This window comes from Streptomyces sp. NPDC016845 (assembly GCF_044332585.1).
Lineage (GTDB): Bacteria > Actinomycetota > Actinomycetes > Streptomycetales > Streptomycetaceae > Streptomyces.
The window spans coordinates 1-21,722 of record NZ_JBIRPI010000046.1 but is presented as its reverse complement, the minus strand read 5'-3'; the positions used below and the strand labels follow the sequence as shown (position 1 = coordinate 21,722).

The window sequence follows — 21,722 nt, the reverse complement described above, 5'->3', positions numbered from 1 at the left end:
TGTAGAGGCCGAGCGCGCCGTCCTGGCCGATGGCGGCGATGTCGTTGAGCTGGTCGCTGGTGAAGTCGTCGGAGGTGATGAGCTTCTTGTTCCAGCTGTCGTCGTGCCACACCTCGGTGCGGGTGCCGTCCAGCGCGCCGGCAGTACCGGTGGGGTAGGCGTACAGGCGCCCGGAGGGGGCGACGGTGACCAGGCCGTCACGGGTCCAGCCCTTGGCGCGGTAGGTGGCGATGTTGGGGAAGGAGCCCCAGGAGTCGTCCTTCCACATGGCGATCCCGGACGTCAGCGGCCCCGCGGAGGTTCCGGGGTAGAGGGAGAGGACGCCGTCGACGTTCATGGCGGCGATGTCGGCGTTGCCGTCGCCGTTGAAGTCACCGCCGAAGATACGGCTCTTGCGGGACCAGCTGCCGTCGTGCTTCCACAGCTCGCGTCCGTAGATGAGGGTGCCGCTTGCGGTGGTGTAGAAGGCGTGCAGGTTGCCGTCCTTGGTGATTGCGGCCACGTCGGGACGTCCGTCGCCGTTGAAGTCGGCGGTGGTCACCACGGTGGTGACATCGGCGTGCATCGTTGCCAGCCGGTTCTTGGCGACCCAGTCGGCGACGTCGTCGACGCGGGTGTCGACGGCGTCGGTGCGGGTCTGGGTGGGGTCGGCGCCCAGGCAGCCGCCCTGCCAGGAGGCGGAGTTGACGGCGACGAGTTCGGGCGTACCCTCCACGGTGCGTATGGCCGGGGAGCCGGCGTCGCCCTGGCAGACGGTCGCGTCCTGCGACCCGTTCACTGCGAGCTTCGCGCCGTTGGTCCCGGCGACGGTGAACTGACCGCTATGTGCCTTGTTGGGCACCCATTCCGTGGCGGTGCGGCCGTAGCCGATGTGGGTGAGCTGCTCGCCGTCGGCGGCGGGGGTGGCGGAGACGCGCAGGGGGGTGATGGCGGGATCGAAAATTCGTTTGGCGAGTTTGACCATGACAAGGTCGCGGTCGGGATGGGGGACGAGTTCGACGGCCTCCTGCACGCTGCCGCCGCTCTGGGAGAGGTCAGCGCGTCCGACGGTCACAGTGGTCTTCAGGGCGGGTTTGCCGGCGGCAGGCTTGCCGTTGGGCGCGAAGCAGGTGGCGGCGGTCAGCACCCACTGGGTGTCCACGAGGGTGCCGGTGCAGGCGCGTTGAGAGTCGCTGCTGCCGATGTCGATCTTCGCGACGAACGAGGCTGGGGCCGAGTTGGCGGGGCCGTTGAGGGCGAGTGCGGGAGAGGTGGCGAGGCCGGCGGCCAGAGTGACCACTGCGGTGCCGATGGTCTGTGCGGTGCGTGAGCGCATTGCAGACATGGTGATCCTTGACGATTACACGAAGCATGGTGGGAGTTGCGGAAGTGTGCGCCGTTCCTCTACCGGAGGGGGCGAAACGAACGGTCGGCGGGTGCAACTCCACCGGATGCGACGTTTGGTTCGTGGGCTGCCGAGAGCACTGCGAACGGCGGCGGCTATGGGGGTATGGCTCGGCGTGGGCAAGCCGGGGTGCGTGACTGCCTGTTGTTCGCACAATTGCGAGGCCCGCGAGGCGTGAGGGTGTCGTGACCCGCTTGTGGGGGCGTTTCGTGCGCCTGCCTGCGGGGGCACCTGGAACTCTCGTACGCGACGGTGGGGCAGAGCGTCCGGCTACGAGCGGGTCAGCCTGTGACCCGCAGTTCCACGAGGGTGCTGTGCGCGCCGTTGACGACGCCCTCGCCCACGGGCTTGAAGGAGTCCTTGGCGACGTCGACGGTGGTGGTCTTGCCGTCCGCCGTCAGGTCGGCGCTGATCGGTCGATCGGTCGTCTCGAAGTAGAAGACGCGGGGCAGTTCCAGGCTGAGGTAGCCGGAGCTCGCCTTGGCCGCGAAGCAGTACGTGCCCGCCCGGTTCACGGACGGGTCTGCCTTGGTCAGGACCCTGATCTGCTGGGCATTGTCGTCGCAGTCGGCGAGGACGAGCTTGCCGTCTCCCCGGATCAGCCTGATGCCCTTGTTCGCCAGGATCGAGGCGGCGCTGGGATAGGAGAAGTCTTCCACCGTCGAGGGAGGCGAACCCGCGTCGGCAGGGGAGTCGGCTGACTGAGCGCTGGTCGCAGTCGCCGGAATTGTCGCAAGAAGACTCGCGGTCGCGGCGAGCGCTGCGGCTGTCGAACAGATGATCTTGATGCGCGTGCGCACGTGGAACCCCCAGAAAGGAACGCTGCGGCACTCCAGGAGAGTGCTACTGCAAGCGAAAGAGAGTTAAAGCATAGATCAAGAGAACCTGTGCAAATGATGGAGCATACGTGACGGCGACCACAGCGGGTGCCCCATCTGTGAACTTCACGTGCATATACAGTGTCGGTCAACCATGCATGTCTGGGCGCCAGTTAGTGACATAGCAACCTTTGTCCGGTTTGGGCCTTTTGTATGAAAATTGAACGTTTAACATTCAATGGTCTGTCCGATTTGCAATAGCAGCTTCAATCCCTTCGCTATCGGCTCCAGATCGGTCTGCTCACTCCTACTGAGAAAAGCGAACCTCCTTGAAACGACCACGTATTCGGCGTCGGGGCAGTGCTCCGCGCCGTGTCCTGCAGAGCATCAGCCTCGGTGTTCTGCCCCTTGCCCTGACGCTGGGGGTGCTGGGCGCGGCCCCCGCCCAGGCCGACTCGGCAGTCCCCGACCTCGACGGCATCAGCGACCTGCCGGCCACCGACCGCGGCAAGGTCGTGCAGTACTGGAAGGACGGCGGCCCCGGTGTCCGCGCCGCTGCCGAGGTGGCCCTGACCGGTAGCGACAACGAGGTCGAGAAATTCCTCGACGTCGTTGAGGACGAGACCTATCAGGACAACCGCGTTTTCGCCGCGCAGATTGTCAGCGTCGCCGGTGAGGATCTGCAGGAGGCCGCGTCCAAGGCCATCGACGGGACCCCGGCCGAACTCGCCACTTTCCTCAAGGAGGGCTGGCAGGGTCCCGCAGAGCAGGACAAGCGCATCCTGGTCGCACGGATCGTCGCGGCCGGACGCGAGAACGTCCAACAGGCCGGGAACACCGCGCTCCACGGTACTCCCGAGGACATCGACGCTTTTCTCGAGGAGGGCCAGTATCAGGAGCGCGAGCAGGACGAACGGATCCAGCTCGTCCAACTGATGAGCACCGGCGGTCCCAACGTCCAGGCGGGGGGCAGGGTCGCACTTAGGGGAACTCCTGATGACATCCACGAGTTCCTGACCGTGGGACAGTTCGTCGCCCAGTCTCGCGACGAGGAGAACGCAACCGTCGCTCAACTCGCCGAACGCGTCCAGGAGGCCGGACGCCAGGCAGCAGTGGAGACGAAGGCGTCCCAGGACGCGGCCGCGCGCGCCGCGAAGGCGTCCGCAGAGGCGAAGAAGGCCGCACAGCGGGCCGCCGCGGAGACGCAGGCGGCCAAGAACGACGCACAGCACGCCGCGTCCGCGGCCGGCCGTGCCGCCTCCGCGGCGCGCGGTGCCGCCAACGCCGCCCGGACCGCCATCCAGGCTGCAAACGCTGCCAACAACTCCGCCCGGATCGCGGCCAACGCAGCCACGCAGGCCGCGTCGGCCGCCATCGGCGCGTCGAACGCCGCAGCGCGCGCGGAAAGCGCCGCCACGGCCGCCGCGGGCGACAGCACCAAGGCGGCCGACGCCCGCAAGGCCGCAGAAGGGGCCCGCGAGGCCGCCAAGGGCGCCCGTTGGGCCGCGGATGCGGCCGGACAGGCCAAAGAGGCCGCAAGCGCCGCCGGTGACGCCGCTCAGGCCGCGAGCGGCGCGGGTACCAACGCCACCGCCGCCGCCGACGCGGCCGACGAGGCCAACAGCTACGCCGACCAAGCCGGCCAGCACTCCGCCGAGGCCGCAGCCGCAGCCGCAGCCGCCCGGCGCCACGCCGCCGAGGCCACCCGGGCCGCCAACGCAGCCCAGACCCTCGCGCGCAAGGCCGCCCAGGCCGCAGGAGAGGCACGCACGGCGGCCAACTCCGCCGCCGAGCACGCCGACAAGGCCGCCACGGCCGCCGACCAGGCGGCCGACCACGCCGGCGAAGCGGCGACGGCCGCCACACAGGCCACCGCGCACGCCAAGATGGCCAAGCAGTACGCCGACGAAGCCAGCGGTGCGGTCGCCCAGGCCAAGAAGACCTTCACCATCGCCCGCGAGGTCGAGGACGAAGAGCTTCGGACCCGCACCAACGAAGGCATCGAGCAGGCCCGCGACGCCAAGGCAGCCCAGGACAAGCAGAATGCCGCCCGCACCGCCGTTCAGCAGCAGCAGAGCAACCTGGACACCCGCGCGCAGCAACTCGCCCAGGAAGCCGCCGGCACGACCGATCCCTCCGGCACCGCAACCAAGGGCCGTGAACTCGCACTCGACGCAATGAAGATTGCCACCCCCTGGACGAGCGAAACCTCCAGCGTCGCCCTCGCAGGCAGCGACGACGACGTCCTCACCTTCCTGAAAAGCGGCTGGAAGAAGGCAAAGGACAACGACGCCCGTACCCGGGTCGAAGCGATCGCACTGGACGTCGACGCCGACCCCGTCCGCGACGCGGCCGACAAAGCCCTTCAAGGCGGTCCCGCCGCGATCGACACCTTCCTCGACACCGGCCAGTACCAGGCTGTCGAGCAGAACCTGCGCGTCTATATAGCCCAACAGGTCTCCGCCGGCGGCCCCAACGTCCAGGCCGACGCTAACGCGGCGCTAAAGACCAACGACATCGCCCACTACCGCGACTTCATCACCACCGGATTCGACCAAGCCCGGCACGAGGACGAACGCATCACCGCCGCCCAACTTATCGACCGCGGCACTCCTGAGGTAAAGGCCGCGGCCCGCATCGCACTGGAAGGCTCCACTGGCCAGCTGCACTACTTCATCACTACCGGCCAGTCCATGGCCAAGCGTAAGGACGCGCTCACCGCGACCCACATTGCGCAGATGCAGAAGCTGATCGCCGACGGAGACAAGGTCGCAGCAACGGCCCAGAGGGACGCCGGGCTCGCCAACAAGGCCGCAGCCGAGGCGCGCAAGAGCGCAGCCGAGGCCAAAGACTGGGCGAACAAGGCGGAAGACTCCGCCAAACAGGCCGAGCAGTACAAGACACAGGCACAACAGTCCGCACAGCAGGCCGAGACGTCCGCGAAGGAGGCCGCCGCCTCCGCCACGACAGCGCGACAGGCGGAGGAGTCCGCCCGGACCGCCGCAGCGCACGCCGTCAACTCCGCCGCCAACGCCCAGATGTCGGCAAACAACGCACGCACCTACGCCAACGACGCCTGGGCGTCCGCACAGAGCGCACGAGCCTCCGCCGTCGCAGCCGGAGCCGACGCCGCAGCCGCGGACCAGGCAGCCACCGAGGCACTCCAGGCGGCCATCGACCGGCAGAAGATCGAAGAGGCGCAGTACCGCATCACCGAGGCCATGGCACGCAGCGCCCCGGACCTCCCCGACGACCCGGGTGAGGAAGACGGCGACGACAGTTGGATCCCCGACTGGCTCCGCAGCACGGCAGACACCGTCGGTATCTACGGCCAGGCCATCATCGGCAACGGCGACATCTGGTCCGGCCTCGGACAGGCGCTGTTGGGCTCGGCGATTGTCAATGTCGGTGGCGAAATGATCATCGGCGGAGCAGCGGTGTGCGCAACCGGCGTCGGCTGCTTCGGCGGAGCCGTTGCCATCACCGGCGGCGTCGCCGTTGGAGGAGCCGGCGTAGGTATCGTCTCCCACGGAGTGGGACAGTTCAACGACGGCCTCAACGTCGCCCTGCGCAACGCCAGGGACAAGCAAGCGGCGGCGTCGCGACCACACGCCTCCGGGCCTATCAAGGCACCGAAGCAGCTTGAGGCCTTCCCGGATGCCAAGCCCGCCAGGGCCAAGACTCCCGTGCAAGGCGGAGGCGGCTGGCGGTCACGCTGGAAAGACCCCAAGGGCAAGATCTACGAATGGGATTCCCAACACGGAACGGTCGAGGTGTACAGCAAGACGGGAAAAAAACATCTCGGGGAATTCGACCCAAAAACGGGAGCGCAGACAAAGCCCGGTGACCCTTCCCGAAAGGTAGAGAAGTGACCTTTGTGATCCGTGTCTACGAAGCGGATGAAGATTTCCCGTCAAAGGAAATCGATGCGCAATCTCTCGACATCTCATTGGTTGAAAGGGTCGTCAGTACCTCCTTTGACCAGATGGCTGACGTGTACATCCTCCCGAGGGCGGGAGCTATCGAGATCTTGACGGCGCTAGGAGAAGACTTCTCAGAGGATCTCGAGTATCAACTGCAGGCCCTATCATATTGATTCATTTGCGGTCAGGAGGTGCTTCCCCGGGGGCCTGTTGAGTCGGCACGGAGCGCGGTGCCGGTATTACTGTCGGTCCGTTTCTCCGTGCCTTGAGCACGGCCAGTTTCCGCACGCCGAGGGTGTGACGCTCATGTGGCAGGCCCCGGACGGCTTCGGCTGAATGGACGTCGCACGGTGCGGACGGTCAAGGGGGTGGGAGCGCGCAGGGCGCATCGGGTGACGGTCACCACCCCGAGGGTGGCGGTCAGTGGTGGTGTGCCCAGGGGGAGCAGACCGGGTATCCACCGCTGACGCCGACACTTCGTCTCGTCCATCAAAGGAAGGTGGGTGCGGATCCTCTGAAGTGACGGTCGGGATCAAGCAGTAAGGCGGTAGTTCTGCTGGTCGGGGCTGGGGTAGAGGCGTTGATGTTCGCGTGCTGCGTGGAAGGTCCAGTAGTCGTCGAAGTCGCCGTTCGTGATCAATGCGCGGAGTTGGAGGACGGCTTCGGCGCCGTCGAGTCCCCAGCGGGCGCCGGTGATGTCGAGGCGGTCGGCGATCAAATGTCGGCAGGCGCCCTCGACGGCACCGGTCGCGATCGGCCACCCCTTCTCCAGTGCGGTGTCGTAGTGGAGTTGGTCGAGGTGGCCGGTGAGGTAGCGGTGGCAGGTGGCGACCGCCTCGCGGCGGGCGGCGGGTAGTTGTTCGGCTTCCGCCTGCGCGGTCATCTCGGCGGCGGCCCGTGCGGCGCTTCCGGCCAGGATCGCGGTGAGTTTGTCCGCGGCCCAGGTCTCGGCCCCGCGGCTACCGACCGGATGGAAGGCGTGCGCGGCCGTCCAGCAGTACTCGGCGACGTGAACGAAATCGAGCAGGACGTGAATGTGGATGCCTCGGCGGGCGGCTTCGGCCTGGATCAGGTCGAGTTGATGGCGGGCGCCGTCGACGAGCACGATCCAGTCCCGCAGATGCTGCGGGTCGCGGGCCTCGGCCTGGGCGAAGGCGTCGGCGACGACCTGTTCCGGTGGATGGATCACTGAGGCCGTGCACCACTTGTGCTGCGCCTTGGGGCCCGGCCGCGGCGGCCGGGCTTCACTGCGGCCGCCGGGCGGGTGCACGATGTCGTGCGGCCGGCGCGGGGCGGGCGCTGTGTCGAAGACGCAGGCCACCGTGGCCATCCTCTTGCGGTTGGGTTTCTCGCCCGGGGCGAGGCGTCCGCGCCGTCCGGCCGCCGCGGTCTTGGCCGCGGCCCGACGGGTGGCCTCGCGCAGGGCTTCGGGACGGTGAGGTCGACTCACGGGCGCGGTGCCGGTCTGCTGACCGGCCCGGTTCCCGTGAGCCTCCTCCCGAACCGGACTTGATCGTTTCCGATCGTCCAGCTCTCCAGCGGTTCATGCCGTTGTCGCGGCAGGAGGACCAGCGTGAATAGCGTCATGGCACGGCGCACACACCACGAGGGTTTTGCGCCGTTTCTTCGCCATAAACGCTTCCCAGGCCGGTTGTTGAGGGCCTTGGGAGCTTTGGAGATCGGCGAGTTTACGAACATGGTGCACTTGAATATTGTCCGCACTCCCGCAGAGTTCGCATTCCCCGTAGCGGAGCCGACGGATCAACTCGCTGCCATTTGGGGCGCTCCGAGCTGGGCGGCGATCAACGATCTTCGCCGTGCGCTGCCGTTTCAGAGGAATTCCCCCGAACGTCGCGACCAAGGGGTTCCGCCCTGGGCCGCGTTCGACGCGGGCTTGCAAGCAGGTCCGCAGTCCCTCAGGTGTCTCGATCTTGACCTTGTACTTTCGAGACATCTTGACGACCTTGGAGTTGTGTTTGTGGGCCAGCGTCTTAAGTGGGGAGGTCTGCATCACCCAGTGCAGCCTGTTCAGCCAGTGAATGTTGCTGGCAAGCAGGTAATACTGCACCATGCCCCGGTATTCAGCTCCGAATCTTGCCACGATGTTGTAGTCGCTGCGATGTAGGATCCTGGTCTGAGACGCGGGTTTTCCGCGTGCCATGTACTGGGCGCATTTGGTGGTGAGAACATCGACCGGGACTCGCAGCCCGATCACACCGTTGACCGCCCGGTTGTGACGGGTAATCTGGTCGTCGGCGTGCTGGGCGACGATATGATAGCCGAGGAATCTTGCCCCCTTTCTCGCGTGGGTGATCAGCGTCTTTTCTTCCGACAGCTCCAACTTGAGCTCGCCTTTCAGGAACTGACGGATACGCTGTTTTATCTCCTCGGCTTCGGTGATGGGTCCGCTGAACCCGAGCAGGAAGTCGTCGCAGTTTCGAACATATCGCAACCGTCGATATCCGGGATCTTGTGGATTCCCGTAGGGGATACGGCGGCGCTGCTGGCGCAACTCACGGAGAACCAAATGGTCGCCGCTTTGTTTCGCCCGTGCGATCGGCGAGTCGAGCCTCCGGTATGCAGGGTTGGCGGCCCTGCTTTTTCCTCGGGTGTATTCGGGCACGAGAGCTGTCTCGACGAATTCATCCAACCTGTGCAGGTAGATATTCGACAGGACGGGTGAGGCGATGCCTCCCTGTGGCGCGCCGGACAGAGTGGCGTGCCATTCCCAATCCTGAAGGTACCCCGCCGTGAGCATCTTGTGGATCAGCGCAAGGAACCGGCCGTCGTGGATCTTCTCGCCGAGTGCCGTGAGCATGACAGTGAAGTCCAGGCTCCCGAAACAATCGGCGATGTCCCCTTCGATGAACCAGTGTGTGGCCTTCCAAGTTTCGGCAACCTCCCGCAAAGCGGTGTAGCAGCCCCGGCCTGGGCGGAACCCGTGTGAATGGTCGGAGAACTGGACGTCGTAGTACGCATCAAGGAGCATACGCACCACTTCAGCGACCAATTTATCCGACCAGGACGGTAGACCCAGCGGACGCAGCTTCCCGTTCTTTTTCGGGATGAAGGTCCTCCGTGCCGGGATGAAGATATAGCGCTCGTGGCGCAGAGCATCAATGATCTGCTCGATCTTTCCCAGTGACATACCGTCCACGGTTTCCTCGGTGGCCCCTGGCGTCATCGATCCATGGTTGGAATAGATTCTTCCATAGGTCAACAGGAATAACTGCGGGTTGAACAACTGTCGATACAGTCGATCCAGCGGCAGGCCCTCCCTGCCGCGCTTTCGGAGGATGTCCAGAACCGTTTGGGCGTTCTGCATTACGCATACCCCCACGGTTCGAACATCCGAACAGCCTGGCCCCCTTGGCCCTGTGGACGGCTTTCCCGCCCTCCCTGGCAGGACGTTACCCCTGCGACTACTACGGGGCCTCCGTCACCATAGGGTACTTCGCCCCTTAGGTGATCCCGGGTGCGTCCTCTGTGTACGTAATAGCGTGACTTAGGCATCCCATTCATCCCCTTGAATCCCTTCGCTAGGGATCGCCCCGTGCTCTGGAGGTTGCGTCGACCGTCATGCGGAGTCGTCGCAGGGCATGGCACCGGTTCCAGACGTCTTTCCGATGGGTGGGCGTATACACCTTCTGGGAATTGGGCTTCAACCAATCCAGGCTTTGCCATATCACACGGGCCCCTCAGTGCGCCGTCCCATACGTCTGGACCCGGCTTCTGATTTCCTGGCATGCTGCGTTCCCCGCCGCCTTTCGGCTTGAGGTAAGCCATTGGACCCAAGAACTTTCCTCCAAGTTCCTCCCGACTGAATCGGGAATACAACAGAGGCGCCTTACCGGCGCACCATCACCACGCCCTTGCCGTCGACCTGGATGACCAGCGGCATCTCGCGGGTGCACGGGATGGGGATCTTTACCGTGTAGTAGTCAGCGACATCGACGGCGGAGGCGACCACCAGTTCTTTGAGGCGGCGCTTGCCCAGTACCTTCCCGCAGCGTCGCTCGATCGCGGCGGCGGCCTGGTCGAAGGAGCCTCTCACCGCTTCCAGGACCGCGAGCCGGGCCAGGCCCCTCGAATGCCGGCCGGCGGGCAGCGACAACGTCTCGTCGGCCGGGTGCACGTTGGCGACACCGCGGCCGCGATAGGCGATCCGGTTCACCCTGACCGGACCGAACACGCAGGTCAGCCAACGGCGATGACCCATCTCCCGCCAGGTTCGCCGCTGTCCTTCCGGGCCGATGACCACCATATGCTTGGCGTTCGCGCGTACCGCTTCTTCCTCCCTCCCGGCGCGCAGGTCGAGGTGATCCTGCATCAGCTGTCGCAGCAGCTCGCGGCCCGACTGCTCGACATGGTCTTCCAGTTCGTCGTGGGACATGTCCGCCGCCGGGCCGTCGGCCAGCGTCGAGATGAGGTGTTCGAAGGCACTGCGGGAGGCGGAGTACGGATCAGGCTGGGGCAAGGCGTCGTACGGTTCCATCGCGGGCTCTTCTTCGGGCGTGATTCGTTTCGGTTGGCACCTAATCCCTTATTAAGGGATTCCCGAGGGAGCGTTGGTTCCTGGGGATGTTCGAGTGCCGGATCGTGACATCTAGAGGCAGCCGGGCGAGTGACGCCTCAACGTAGACAGGGTGCGCGGTCCTGGTGCTTGGTGGTGGTCACGTAGGCGCCGGGCGGACGCCTATACCCAGCCAGGCTCAGACGCCTACCCATAGAGCGGCGGAGCCCGTCGCCTTCGTGGCCGCCACCACGATGAAGCAGTTGACGGTCGTGGGCGTCGAGCGGATGCCTTGTTGGCACCCGACCTTCGAGGTCTCTTCGAAGAGGGGCAACGCTCGGAGCCTTCGAGCGTCAACACTTGTCGCTTGATCACTCGTTGGTGTTGGTGGTGCGAGCCCGCCGCACGGTGACCTCTTGATAAGCCCGAGCCGCTTGAGCTCCCGCGAAGACCGAGGCCCGTGAAGTGCGCTGGTGCCACGAACGGCTTGTGAGGTGGAGGCACGGCCGCGTGGCGGTTGATGCCTGGGATTAGGTCGCTCGCGTGGCCCGCATGCGCTCGTGACCAGCGCAAACATCAGCACATCGGGGAGGGAACCCCATGATCTACTGCGGTATCGACTGGGCAGAACGCACCCACGACGTTGCCTTGGTCGACGACACCGGCCAGTTACTCGCCAAACGGCACATCACCGACGATGCGGCCGGTTACCAGCTGCTGCTGGACCTGCTGACGGAGCACGGCGACAGCGAGGAGAACCCGATCCCGGTCGCGATCGAGACGTCCCGCGGCCTGCTGGTCGCGGTGCTGCGGACCGGCAAGCGGAAGGTGTACGCGATCAATCCGATGGCCGCGGCCCGCTACCGCGACCGGCACAGCGTCTCGCGCAAGAAGTCCGACCCCGGCGACGCCCTGGTCCTGGCGAACATCCTGCGCACCGACATGCACGCCCACCGGCCCCTGCCCGATGACACCGACCTCGGCCGAGCCATCGCCGTTCTCGCCCGCGCCCAGCAGGACGCGCTCTGGAACCGGCAGACGATGGCCAACCAGCTCCGCTCTCTCCTGCGCGAGTACTACCCGGCCGCCCTGGACGCCTTCGCTACCTGGGCCAACGGCCTGTGCCGCCCCGAAGCCCGCGAACTCCTGAAGGCGGCCCCAACACCCACCCGCGCCGCGAAGCTGACCCGCATCCAGCTCCAGGCCGCCCTCAAACGTGCCGGCCGTCAGCGCGGCATCGCTGCCGAGGCCGACCGACTTCGCGACGTCTTCCGCGCGGACTGGGCCCACCAGCCGCCGCTCGTCGAGGACGCACTGGGCAAGCAGATGTTCGCCCTCCTCATCCAGCTCGAAGCCGCCTGCACCGCCGCCGACCAGCTTGCCAAGGCGGTGGAAGAGGCGTTCCCTCAGCACCCGGACGCCGAACTGATGTTGAGTTTCCCCGGGCTCGGCATCCAGCTCGCCGCCCGGATCCTCGCTGAGATCGGGGACGACCACACTCGCTTCGCCGACGCCCGCGGACTGAAGGCCTACGCAGGTGCATCACCCGTGACCAGGGCATCCGGCAAGAAGTCATCCATCACCCGCCGGTGGGTCAAGAACGACCGGCTCAACCACGCAGGCTACCTCTGGGCCTTTGCCTCGCTCCGGGCCTCCGCCGGGGCCAACGCCCACTACCGGCGACGACGAGAGATCGGCGACTGGCACGCAGCCGCCCAGAGGAACCTCTTCAACCGCATGATCGGCCAGCTCTACCACTGCCTCCAGAAGCACGAACTCTTCGACGAAAAGGCCGCGTTCCCCGCACCGCCGCAGCCCGCGGTCACCGAGGCGGCTTGACCGGCAGCAACTCCGCCATGCCCTCCGGTAGCTCCGGGTCCTCACGCCAAGCCGCGCTGATCGAAATCAGGGCCTCCCAGGACACCCCGGCAACCGAGCCGGGATGACCTGTCGCAAGCTCGGCGTACAGCTGACTGCACAGGTGGGACGTGACTTCGTAGAGACCTTGGCTGACCTCAGAGACACGAGCCAGATCAGACCCTGGGACGTGCGGCGGCTCTCCGTTGACTCGGATCGTGAGAGCTGCGGCAGCGTACGTCCGACCGTGGATGAAGTCCCGCAACGCGACTACCTGGTCCCACGTCGGCAAAGCGCGCTGGGCAGGGGCCGGTTCGGTCATACGGCAAGGCTATCCGCGAGGGCTTCGTTGTTCGAGAGCGAGTCTCATGCCGCTTGACGGTATAGCAACGTGAGGTGTCTTCGACACTAGGGACGAGAGCCCCTTGGTCACAGGGAGTTCACCCGGTCACGTCCCGGACCTTGGAGGGCGAGAGTGAACTGTCCCGGCGTGTCCTCGTCCAGCCACCCACGCTCCACCAGACGCTTCAGCTTTCCTCGGGTCCCCTCGATCTTCCCGGTCGTCGTCGGCAGCCCGATCCGCGGCACGATCTGCTTGGCCTGCAGCGGTCCCGGCGCATCCGCGATGATCTCCACGATGTCCCGGTAGACGTCCGGCAATATCGCCACGACCAAGCCCTCCCGCCACGGCGGCACCGTCATCACCCCGACGCCGTGAGGCGCCGACGTCTCCTTCGCCTCCGGCGCACCCCCTGCCGCATCACGTGGTTCGGCCTCTGCGGCCGACAGTTCCGCCAGTACCTGTGCGACGGTCTCCCGCGTGATCTCCAGCCGCGACAGATCCTCCCGCGCCCCCTCCAGTCGCAAGGCCAACTCCGCGGCCTCCTCCTGGAGTTCCTCAACATGTCGCCGAGCAGCGGCCTCCCGCGCCTGAAGCTCTTCCGGCAAAGACACCATGGCGCCCCACCTCCACTCCACCACGGTAGAAGCAAGCCACCGTCTCCCACCCCGTCAATCAGCGTCTTCCCAGGTCATCCGCCCCGAGAGGAGGTACGCCTGAATCTGTTGGCGCTGATGCGACGGGGATGCGAGGCTGCCATCCCAAAGCGCCGATGAAGAAGGCCCAGATGACGCACGACGAGGCACTCAAGCAGCTCAGCCACCTCGCGCGCGAGAGGGCATTCGGAAGGCATGTCGGATCCGACCGCCTCATCCAGGCCGGACTGAATGCCCTGATCGCCGGCGTCGAGAGCCCGTCACTCGCCCTGCTGGCGGGACTCCTTCGCAGCGAGGAACCCGAAGCACCCGAGCTCTTCGACCAGGTGTTGGAGGAGCTGGGGCTGGCCTTTCACCCGCCGGCCGACCCGCGAGCCGCGAAGTGGGCGATGGCCTACTGGATCGCCGGCCAGATCGCGGACGGATCTCTCCACCCGGCCACCGGAACACACCTCATCTGGGCAGACATCGCCTACGACCTCGATTACCCAGAGGACCTGCAACCTCTCGTCTCCTGCGCGATCAATCTGGACGGCTGGGAAGAGAGCTGGGACGTCTCGTGTGAAGAGCTCAACCGGGAAGCAGTCGAGGCAGCCAACCAGTTCCTGAGTAGACGACACCGGCACGACGACCAGCACTGACCCGCAGGTCACGCCGAGCCGAGCATCACTTCAAAGGATCCGCACCCAACGGCGATCTGCGCATCGTCTCCGGTTTCCGTGTCCTGGACTTCTGGCACTGCGACATCCACGCCCTCTACCCGTGCCCTCACGGGGTTCGCCGTTGCGGCAAAGCCCATGCCACACCCAAGCCCCGGGACGTCCTCTTCGACGACATGGTCCGCAAGACCGCCGCCGGAGCCATCGTGCCGATCCAGTTCCGCGCCGGGGCCACCGTGCATCGCTGCTGGGTCACCAGTACCGACCGCGACCGGCTGAACGATCTCGACAGTGACGACACGCGTGTGCCGCCCGAACGGGAAGCAGCACCGGCGACCGGCGCCAGCCGGAACCGCCCCACCTGCCAGCCCTCGCCCGCACCTGCTGCGATCACCGCTAGCACCCCGACTGCTCGGCCTGCACTCTCGGCCCTCCCTGTCCAACCGAAGGCGCCAGCGAGCGAGACCGATCCCACGGTCCGAGATCGGCCGCGCACTCGACAGACGCCGGACGGCGCGGCAGGGCTGCCCGAGCAACTGATCACGCTGCAGCAGGCCGCCGATAACGCTCACCTCCAGCTACAGCAACTGCATGACCACCACGATCGTCAGGTACAGCGACAGGTGTGGTGGGATGCTGCGGCAACTGTGCAGGAGGCCGTGACGCTTTACGCGCGCACCAAGCGCCTGAACCGATACGAAGTCGAGGCACGCCTACGGCAGTTCGTCCGACCCACCGCGCAATAGGTGCGGGCCATGGCGACCGACCCACCGCACTTTCGAACCTTACTGGCGGGTCGCCTCCGCGCAGGACCAGACGGTGGCCTGGAGGGGCGTTATTGCCGTGGCTTGTCCGGCGGCTGTATGGGCGCGGCTGTGGACGAGGCCACGACCGAAGCCAGCTTGGGCTGCGGCCTGTAGACGGTCAGGATGGCGTGGGCGGTGCGACGGCGACGCTCGCCGTCCAGGTCCCCAGTCGATCCGGTGAGTCATGGCCCCCTTGCGACGGGTCCGATCAGTCGACAAGGTAAAAGTTTCAAATGTTCGGCGCCCTGGCGTCCAACCGTCCATCCTGTACGCATGACCTCCATTGACCCTGCCAGAGCGAGCGAGCCGTCGACGATCACGGCGGTGACGCGGCGTGACGTCTTCACGTACCTGCGTGGGATGTCACGCCCCTGGTGGGGCGAACTGGATGAGGTCACGTTTCTGGAGAGCCTCTACGACCTGGACTTGCCTCCAGCCGATGACAGTCAACTTTCGACGATCCGAGCCACTATTCAGCAGCACCGGATCAACAACTATGACCTGGATGACGACTGGATCTTCGAGGACTCCCGCCTGGAACTCTCCCACGGGCCGGACAAGGTGCTGCTCACTTTTCTGGCACGGATGGTCCATCCCGAAGTGGCCGCTGACGTCGAGGAGGCTGTGCGGCACGTCGAGGAACTGAATCTGCTTCTGGCGCCGGACGGATGGAGTCTGCGTCCGCACGACTCTCTCTCGGGCCGCCCTGTGTACGAGCCGGTACGGGTCCCAGCACGGGGCCCGTTGGTGCCGCTTCCGCTGGAGGACGAGGACACGGGAAAACTCGATCTCGTCCTCGGCCAGGCCTTCAGTCTCCTGGACTGCGCCGGCGAAGAGACCGCGCGAGACCTGCTCCGTACTGCGGTCCTGACCCTCCGCCGCGACGGCGGCTTCTTCCACCCCACACCGGGTGACAACTGGACTGCTGACACCTACGAGGCGGTCTTGATGGTGGAGCGTGAGCTGCTGCCCGCCTGCACGCCGGAGGTGAAGGACGCCATCTGGCGGACGGTGCAGTCCGTACTCCACCAGCTCAAGCGCACCGACGTCCAAGGTCTCGTGGTCGAAGGAGACGGCAGACCGCTGCCCCACATCGCACCGGACTGGCGGACCCAAGCGGCAGCGCCCGCTACCCCCGTCCTTCGGGGCCTCCGCCTACTTCTTTCCACCACCGAGTTCGACGTCACCCGCAGGGACTTCACCGACCTGGAGATCCGCGGTGCCCAGGAAGACAGCGGCTTCCACTATCTCTATGACACCCGCGCACACCGGATGATCACCGACTTCGTCCTCGATGACCGGCCGCAGGTAGCGACCCTGTGCAGCGTCACCATCATCAAGAAGGGCGACACCTTCACGCCGAGGATCAAGCTCTGGAAGAAGGACAAGAAGAAGGCCGCCGAAGCCTCCGCCGCACAGGCAGAGCCCGGGACCGAGGCCAACCGGGCCGTCAAGGCGCTCGTCGACACCGGGGACGTCCACGAGAACTTCTGGAAAGTCATCAACTTCCTGCGAAGCTGCGCCGGCCTGAGCACACCCGGCAGTTCCCTCCAGCTCGTGGCCGGCGACGAGGCCCAGCTGGCCCAGATGCTGACCGGCCAGGACCGGGCAACGGTTCTCGGTGCGGTCAGGACGGCCATCGGTGGCGGGCTCACAGAGGAGGACATCCGGCTGATCAGCAACCGCAAGGAACAGCTCCAGAAGTTCGAACGACTGCTGACCGATCCGGACTACTTCGCGGAGCAGGAGAGCCTGGCAACGACGCGCGGGGCGGAGGCGGTGTGGCAGGCCTTCTTTGAGGCGAATCAGTGGATATTCGGCTACGGCCTCAACCTCATCGCCTGCGAATCCGTCACCGACGGCAAGCTGGAACACATCACCGCTGGCGCCAATATCTTCGGCGGAGGCGGAAAACGCATCGACGCCATCATGCGGTCCAGGGGCCTGATCAGCAGCATGCTCTTCTGCGAGATCAAGACCCACGAGACTGAACTGCTTGCCAAGAACCAGTACCGCGTGGGTGTCTACCAGGCATCCAAGGAACTTGGTGGCGGCGTGGCACAGGTGCAGAAGACCGCCAGCAAGGCGCAGCAGCTCATCTCCCAGGAGTTCCTCACCCGGATCTACAAGGAAGACGGCACCCCGACCGGCATCGAACTGTCCACCACCCGCCCGCGACAGGTCGTGGTGATCGGAAGCCTGCGCGAGTTCACCGACAACGGCGCCGTGAACCCGGAGAAGATGAGCTCCTTCGAGCTGTACCGGACATCCATCCAGGACGTCGAGGTAATCACGTTCGACGAACTCTACGAGCGAGCCTCTTTCATCGTCGAGGATCACTGAACAGCCTCCTTGGCAGGTGCCGACACTGCCCCTGCCTGTGACGCAACACCGGTACACGCAGCGCCCTCACCTGCTGCGCCCGCGGATCGGCCGACACCACTATGGCCGCCACAATGGGTGTCCAGATGGCCGAGCAGGCTCTCGGAGCGCTGGTGCAGTAACGCCCACGCTTAACGCTGCGGAGACCCGGAAGGGTTTCGCTCCCGGCTCCTTGCAGCAGTGGGGACAGTTTCCCCAGCTTTTACGCCGCCCACTACAACCCGAGGCTGGTCAGCGCGGCGAGCTTGTCCGTGCTGAGCTTGGCGCGCCAGGTCTTGGTGTTGGTACAGAAACACTCCCAGCTTGACCTCCGTCCCGTCCGGCAACGCTTCTACGTGGGCCCTGGGGACCACCAGGGAGCCGGTGCGGGCCTTGTACTGGACAGGGCCGCAACGCCCCTGTCGAAGGCGCTCACCGGTGCCGTGGACGGCTCCGCGGGTACGTCCGTCTCCATCGGCGCAGGCGTCGGGGCCGGGACGAGCGGCATGACGCCGACGGCCTGCAGGCGATCGCGCTGCCCGTCGGTCAGGGCCGCCCACATCTCGGGCCCGCTGCCTGGCCAGCCACTTACCGACGTCCATGCCGTGGACCGTGAACCCGGGCAGGACCTCGGTCGCACCACCCTGGCCTTCTTCGTCGCGTACGAGTTTGCGTAGCGCGGCGCAGTGCCGCTGCCACTCGGTGGGCCACGACGGGTTCCAGTCCTCGTCCATGGTTAGGAGCGCGGTCTCCCACTCCGGATGCCCGTCCAGCGCTCCGGGGCGGCGCAGGTTGGACCGCCACTGCCCCACGGGCTTGTCCAGCGCGGCTGCCGACCGGGGAGCGTACAGCGTCCAGTGCTGCTCGTAGTACACCCGGGCCGCCACCAGGTTCTCTTGGAACCGCGCATCGGCGGCCGTCAGGCCATGCCCGGCTTTTCCAGCCGCTGCGCGCGCCGGCCCTTCATCTGCCCGGCCCCGAACGTCTGCCGCTGCCCGCGACCGAGTCGATCGGCGTATGACCTATACGCACAACGTGGACGTCTCAGCCGGCCTTTTCCTGACGTCCACACGGTGCGCCGGAAAAGGCGGATGCTTCACGCCAAGCCAGGCGGCAGGATCTCGGCATGGCTACCGAGATCGACGGGGTGATCGAGTGCCGTCCAGGCGCTCGCTTGTGGGGGGCGGGCGACGAGGACTCCGTCTGGCACGCCGCCATGGAACTGTGGCTGCTGAACATCGGCAACGCCTATGACGCGCTGGCCTGCCTCTTCGGCATGCGTAACACCTACGGTTTCCAGCCCCTCGCAGCGGAGCGTGGGCTTCCTGCGGATGCCTCCGAGACCGTGGCCGGCCAGCACGCTGCCGGGGGGCTCGACGCCGTATACGGCACTACGTGGATCACCTGGGCCGAGCTGCTGGCTGCCGACTGGCAGACGACCGATCTTTCCGGCAAGCGGAGCAGGGAACAGGCGGCCGGCGATGCCACGCACTGGGCGCCCGCATGGAGCGTGATGCGCACGCTGAGCGACCTGCACGGCGCATCCAACGTACGGCTCATCGTCTGGTTCTCCTGAGCGCGGACCGGCTTGGCCTGTGCACGGTGACGTGCCCACATGGCGGCGTCCCGCCACGGGCCAGCCGCTCGGCCGCCTCTCGCGGCAGAAGAATGAAGGGGAGACAGCTGCCACCGGGTGACGCCACCACCTTCTGGTGTCTAGAGTGGTGGCATGTCAGTGACCACGATGACGCTGCGCGTCCCCGACGACCTCGCCCCCTCGCTCCGGCAAGCCGCCAAGGCGGCCGGCCTGAGCGTGAACGCCTACGTGGTCCGCGCCGCGCGCCGGGCCGCCACCCTGGACGCCGCCCGCCAGCTCGCCGACCTCGGCCTGGGCCAGGACCTGGCGGGCGAGGGCGACACCCTGTGACCCATGAGCTCAAACGCGGCCAGGTATGGACCCTCACCGACGGCCGCGACATCCTGCTCGTCTCCCTCACCGGCCTCGACGCCGCCTACGGCGCCGTCCTCGCCCTCGTCCTGCACCCGCCCGGCCGCTACCCCGACACCGCGATGTCCGTCGTCATCGACACCCCCCTCGCCTGCACCGCGGTCGCGGTCAACCTGCAACAACTGCGCACGGCCCGCTTCGCCGAGGCCTCCCCGCGCGGCACAGTCCCGCCCGAGGCCATGAACCGGGTCGACCAGGCCCTGCGCGCTGTTCTCGACCTTTGACGCGAACCGCAAGGCAGATAGATCGTTGTCGCACACCGGTTGGCAGTCACGACCGCATCTTGGGGGGACATGAACAAGGAAGACCTTGTCCAGAGCAGTAAGCACCTCCTGCATGAAGCCCTCGGCGGGCTGACCACCGAGCCCCTCACCCACGACATCACGCTGCTCAAAGCCGGAATCGCCACCGAGCACCTGCTCAAGGGATACCTGTGCACGATCCATCCATCGCTCATCACGGACGCCAGGGATCTGCCGAGTCTGCTGCACGCTTGTGATCGCGGGGACCTCACGACCAGGCCTGTGACACTGATCAAGACGATCGGGCTGGTCGAGGCCTACAAGCGTGTCTACGAGATCCTCGGCAAGGAGCGGCTCTCTCTCACGCCGAAGGACTTCCAGCCCATTGCCGATGCCCGCAACGGCGTCGCGCATCTGGCAGTCTCCACCACCGACAGCATGGAGAGACTCCTCAGCTCCATCATCAAGATCGCTGACGTACTCCTTGCGGAGATGGGCGAGAAATCCGCTCTCTTCTGGGCGGACTACGCCCCCGTAAGGGAGAAAATCCTTCAGGACGACCGCAAGGCCCACCTGGTCATCATCGCGTCTCTCAAGTCCAAGGCGCTGCGGGTGCTTGAGGAACGTTTCGGCGAGCACGACACCGAGGAACGACAGACCGCCATCAAGGCAGCGTCACAGTTTCAGCGTGTACAAGGCCAAGCCGCAGCACAAAGACAGTGCCCCGCCTGCCAGAACCAGGGATGGGTCGGCGGCGATGTGACAACCACGTTCCCAGACGACGGCGAGCCGCAGGCCACCATCGTCACGCACGCGTTCAAATGCAGTGTCTGCGGCTTCGCTGTGGCCGGACCGCTGCTTACCTACTTCGACCACCTCTACGAAGACATCGCCCTCGGGCCTGCCGCCACCTTCACCTACGCCGACGGCACTACCCACGATGACCTGTGGGCGAGCATCGCCGCTGAGCAGCACACTCTGGACCACCTCGACGATGACGACCGCCGGCGCTGGGAAGAAGACCTCCAGCTCCGGGCGCAGGGGCACGAGGAGTAGACCGTGACGTCGCCGCGCGGCAGCCGGGACCTCGCGGCATCCACGCGCGGACGAGGGCACACCCGTGGATACGTTGCATCAGCGGGCTGCCCGCAAGGCCACAGGCGGTGGGGCGGCGTCGAAGACGCCGGACCGGCTGCACCCGGCCGGCCCGACAGGCAGTGGCGCCTCGATGCGATGCGCTACGGAGCGGTGCGCTGCTGCGCTCGTCGCAGGAGACGCAGCAGGAGATCGGCAAGCTGTACTACCTCCGCTGCCTCAACCGGATCGTCGAAGTGCACGGTGCGGTGGCTGGACGGATTCTTGAATGCGCCAATGGCTCCAGCGAACAGCTCCATGATTGCGACGACCTCGCCGCCGTGCGCTCCCGAGTCAGCCAGCGGCCCGCCCGGCTTCAAAGCCTGACGCATGAGGTCCACACCGAGCACCGACGAGTCCAGGCCCGCTGCTGCACGGACCTCCACCTCCACGGCCTTCATCGCGGCGAAGCAGGCGGTCTCGTAATCCCCCAGGTTGAAGATTGGACGGACCTTCTCCTCAAGGGCGGAATCGAGGATGCCCGAGAGACGATCAGCGGCCCACAGCTTCGCCTGCCCCCGCGCGTCATCAGCCATCTCCCGGCCCTCTGTGGTCACGCGCTGCCAGGAAGAAGCCGTGTCCCTCGGATGCGGCCCGATGAGGCCGCGGGACTCCAGCCAGGCCCAGGCGTCTGACAGACGACGAAGAAGATAGTCCTTGTCTCGCTCACCGTTATGCTCGAAGGCCGTCTCGGCACCCCTGAGCATGTTGTTCGCGTTGATCGTCTGACCGTTCCCAAAAGACCGAAGCAGCGCCATGGCCAGTTCGGGCGTGGCTAGTTCGCGGATCTGATCGGTCGGCACGGGACCGGAGTAGCGCATCGTCACGTACCGACGCTAACAACCCGGCAACGGCCACGTGCGCCTCAAGGCAAAGCACAGCGGTCTCCCGCGCCGTAAAAGGCCATCAGCATCGGCTGTGCACACGGGGCCTCCCCCTGAGTGGTGGACACGCTGATACTGGATCTGCTTGATCCGGAGGAAGCGAGAAGACCGCCGATGGCGATGAAGGACTACTCGGA

Annotated in this window: 16 protein-coding genes and 2 pseudogenes; 10 read left to right on the top strand and 8 right to left on the bottom strand. The window is 66.1% G+C overall.

Annotation, left to right across the window (positions count from 1 at the left end; all coding sequences use genetic code 11):
* Nucleotides 1-1,315, bottom strand: a 1,315-nt coding sequence (locus tag ACH4RC_RS41315) for a trypsin-like serine protease (RefSeq protein WP_398210012.1), incomplete at its 3' end; no start/stop codon positions are given.
* A 350-nt stretch (nucleotides 1,316-1,665) separates the two neighbouring features.
* On the bottom strand, nucleotides 1,666-2,043 hold the full coding sequence (locus ACH4RC_RS41310) for a hypothetical protein (RefSeq protein WP_398210009.1): 378 nt from the start codon (nucleotides 2,041-2,043) through the stop codon (nucleotides 1,666-1,668).
* A gap of 488 nt (nucleotides 2,044-2,531) precedes the next feature.
* Between ACH4RC_RS41310 and ACH4RC_RS41305 the strand changes: the two genes are divergently transcribed.
* Together ACH4RC_RS41305 and ACH4RC_RS41300 are read left to right on the top strand one after the other, a co-directional pair.
* The gene (locus tag ACH4RC_RS41305) at nucleotides 2,532-6,074 is read left to right on the top strand and encodes a colicin E3/pyocin S6 family cytotoxin (RefSeq protein WP_398210007.1); all 3,543 of its coding nucleotides are present in this window, start codon (nucleotides 2,532-2,534) and stop codon (nucleotides 6,072-6,074) included.
* Nucleotides 6,071-6,298, top strand: a complete 228-nt coding sequence (locus tag ACH4RC_RS41300) for a hypothetical protein (RefSeq protein WP_398210004.1) — start codon at nucleotides 6,071-6,073, stop codon at nucleotides 6,296-6,298. The genes ACH4RC_RS41305 and ACH4RC_RS41300 overlap by 4 nt, the downstream gene beginning before the upstream one ends.
* A 359-nt stretch (nucleotides 6,299-6,657) precedes the next feature.
* Here ACH4RC_RS41300 and ACH4RC_RS41295 read toward each other — a convergent pair.
* From ACH4RC_RS41295 to ACH4RC_RS41280, 4 genes and pseudogenes are all read right to left on the bottom strand, one after another.
* A pseudogene (locus tag ACH4RC_RS41295) lies at nucleotides 6,658-7,560 on the bottom strand (ISKra4 family transposase); the annotation flags it as partial.
* Between the two features lie 108 nt (nucleotides 7,561-7,668).
* On the bottom strand, nucleotides 7,669-9,450 hold the full coding sequence (locus tag ACH4RC_RS41290; RefSeq protein ID WP_398210002.1) for a reverse transcriptase domain-containing protein: 1,782 nt from the start codon (nucleotides 9,448-9,450) through the stop codon (nucleotides 7,669-7,671).
* Nucleotides 9,451-9,984: 534 nt separating this feature from the next.
* Nucleotides 9,985-10,620: pseudogene (locus tag ACH4RC_RS41285) on the bottom strand (ISKra4 family transposase); the annotation flags it as partial.
* A gap of 217 nt (nucleotides 10,621-10,837) precedes the next feature.
* Nucleotides 10,838-10,972: a hypothetical protein gene (locus ACH4RC_RS41280; protein WP_398209999.1), complete on the bottom strand. Its 135-nt coding sequence runs from the start codon at nucleotides 10,970-10,972 to the stop codon at nucleotides 10,838-10,840.
* A 266-nt stretch (nucleotides 10,973-11,238) separates the two neighbouring features.
* On the opposite strand from ACH4RC_RS41280, the gene ACH4RC_RS41275 reads away from it, so the two are divergent.
* On the top strand, nucleotides 11,239-12,477 hold the full coding sequence (locus tag ACH4RC_RS41275) for an IS110 family transposase (RefSeq protein WP_398209996.1): 1,239 nt from the start codon (nucleotides 11,239-11,241) through the stop codon (nucleotides 12,475-12,477).
* A gap of 447 nt (nucleotides 12,478-12,924) precedes the next feature.
* Here the strand turns inward: ACH4RC_RS41275 and ACH4RC_RS41270 are convergent, their stop codons facing one another.
* Nucleotides 12,925-13,476: a hypothetical protein gene (locus ACH4RC_RS41270; RefSeq protein WP_398209994.1), complete on the bottom strand. Its 552-nt coding sequence runs from the start codon at nucleotides 13,474-13,476 to the stop codon at nucleotides 12,925-12,927.
* A 146-nt stretch (nucleotides 13,477-13,622) separates the two neighbouring features.
* Between ACH4RC_RS41270 and ACH4RC_RS41265 the strand changes: the two genes are divergently transcribed.
* From ACH4RC_RS41265 to ACH4RC_RS41235, 7 genes are all read left to right on the top strand, one after another.
* Nucleotides 13,623-14,132 (top strand): hypothetical protein, encoded by a 510-nt coding sequence (locus ACH4RC_RS41265; RefSeq protein ID WP_398209991.1) that lies wholly within the window; start codon nucleotides 13,623-13,625, stop codon nucleotides 14,130-14,132.
* A gap of 194 nt (nucleotides 14,133-14,326) precedes the next feature.
* Nucleotides 14,327-14,896: a hypothetical protein gene (locus ACH4RC_RS41260; protein WP_398209988.1), complete on the top strand. Its 570-nt coding sequence runs from the start codon at nucleotides 14,327-14,329 to the stop codon at nucleotides 14,894-14,896.
* A 333-nt stretch (nucleotides 14,897-15,229) separates the two neighbouring features.
* On the top strand, nucleotides 15,230-17,299 hold the full coding sequence (locus ACH4RC_RS41255; RefSeq protein ID WP_398209986.1) for a Shedu anti-phage system protein SduA domain-containing protein: 2,070 nt from the start codon (nucleotides 15,230-15,232) through the stop codon (nucleotides 17,297-17,299).
* 1,144 nt (nucleotides 17,300-18,443) lie between these two features.
* A complete protein-coding gene (locus ACH4RC_RS41250; protein ID WP_398209982.1) occupies nucleotides 18,444-18,893 on the top strand; it encodes a hypothetical protein in 450 nt (149 codons plus the stop codon).
* 153 nt (nucleotides 18,894-19,046) lie between these two features.
* The gene (locus tag ACH4RC_RS41245) at nucleotides 19,047-19,244 is read left to right on the top strand and encodes a toxin-antitoxin system HicB family antitoxin (protein WP_398209980.1); all 198 of its coding nucleotides are present in this window, start codon (nucleotides 19,047-19,049) and stop codon (nucleotides 19,242-19,244) included.
* Nucleotides 19,241-19,549 carry a hypothetical protein gene (locus tag ACH4RC_RS41240; RefSeq protein WP_398209977.1) on the top strand — a complete coding sequence of 103 codons (309 nt, stop codon included), beginning with the start codon at nucleotides 19,241-19,243 and terminating at the stop codon, nucleotides 19,547-19,549. Before ACH4RC_RS41245 ends, ACH4RC_RS41240 begins: the two co-directional genes overlap by 4 nt.
* A 69-nt stretch (nucleotides 19,550-19,618) precedes the next feature.
* Nucleotides 19,619-20,623, top strand: coding sequence for a hypothetical protein (locus ACH4RC_RS41235; RefSeq protein WP_398209975.1), 1,005 nt, complete (start codon nucleotides 19,619-19,621; stop codon nucleotides 20,621-20,623).
* Nucleotides 20,624-20,805: 182 nt separating this feature from the next.
* Here ACH4RC_RS41235 and ACH4RC_RS41230 read toward each other — a convergent pair whose 3' ends face one another.
* Nucleotides 20,806-21,522 carry a TIGR02391 family protein gene (locus tag ACH4RC_RS41230; RefSeq protein ID WP_398210014.1) on the bottom strand — a complete coding sequence of 239 codons (717 nt, stop codon included), beginning with the start codon at nucleotides 21,520-21,522 and terminating at the stop codon, nucleotides 20,806-20,808.
* Nucleotides 21,523-21,722 lie beyond the last annotated feature (200 nt).

Excerpts from the sequence above, each read along its gene's own strand:
- ACH4RC_RS41290 (WP_398210002.1), bottom strand. The coding sequence starts at position 9,450 with ATGCAGAACGCCCAAACGGTTCTGGACATCCTCCGAAAGCGCGGCAGG.
- ACH4RC_RS41275 (WP_398209996.1), top strand. The coding sequence starts at position 11,239 with ATGATCTACTGCGGTATCGACTGGGCAGAACGCACCCACGACGTTGCC.
- ACH4RC_RS41265 (WP_398209991.1), top strand. The coding sequence starts at position 13,623 with ATGACGCACGACGAGGCACTCAAGCAGCTCAGCCACCTCGCGCGCGAG.
- ACH4RC_RS41260 (WP_398209988.1), top strand. The coding sequence starts at position 14,327 with ATGGTCCGCAAGACCGCCGCCGGAGCCATCGTGCCGATCCAGTTCCGC.
- ACH4RC_RS41255 (WP_398209986.1), top strand. The coding sequence starts at position 15,230 with ATGACCTCCATTGACCCTGCCAGAGCGAGCGAGCCGTCGACGATCACG.
- ACH4RC_RS41250 (WP_398209982.1), top strand. The coding sequence starts at position 18,444 with ATGGCTACCGAGATCGACGGGGTGATCGAGTGCCGTCCAGGCGCTCGC.
- ACH4RC_RS41245 (WP_398209980.1), top strand. The coding sequence starts at position 19,047 with ATGTCAGTGACCACGATGACGCTGCGCGTCCCCGACGACCTCGCCCCC.
- ACH4RC_RS41235 (WP_398209975.1), top strand. The coding sequence starts at position 19,619 with ATGAACAAGGAAGACCTTGTCCAGAGCAGTAAGCACCTCCTGCATGAA.
- ACH4RC_RS41230 (WP_398210014.1), bottom strand. The coding sequence starts at position 21,522 with ATGCGCTACTCCGGTCCCGTGCCGACCGATCAGATCCGCGAACTAGCC.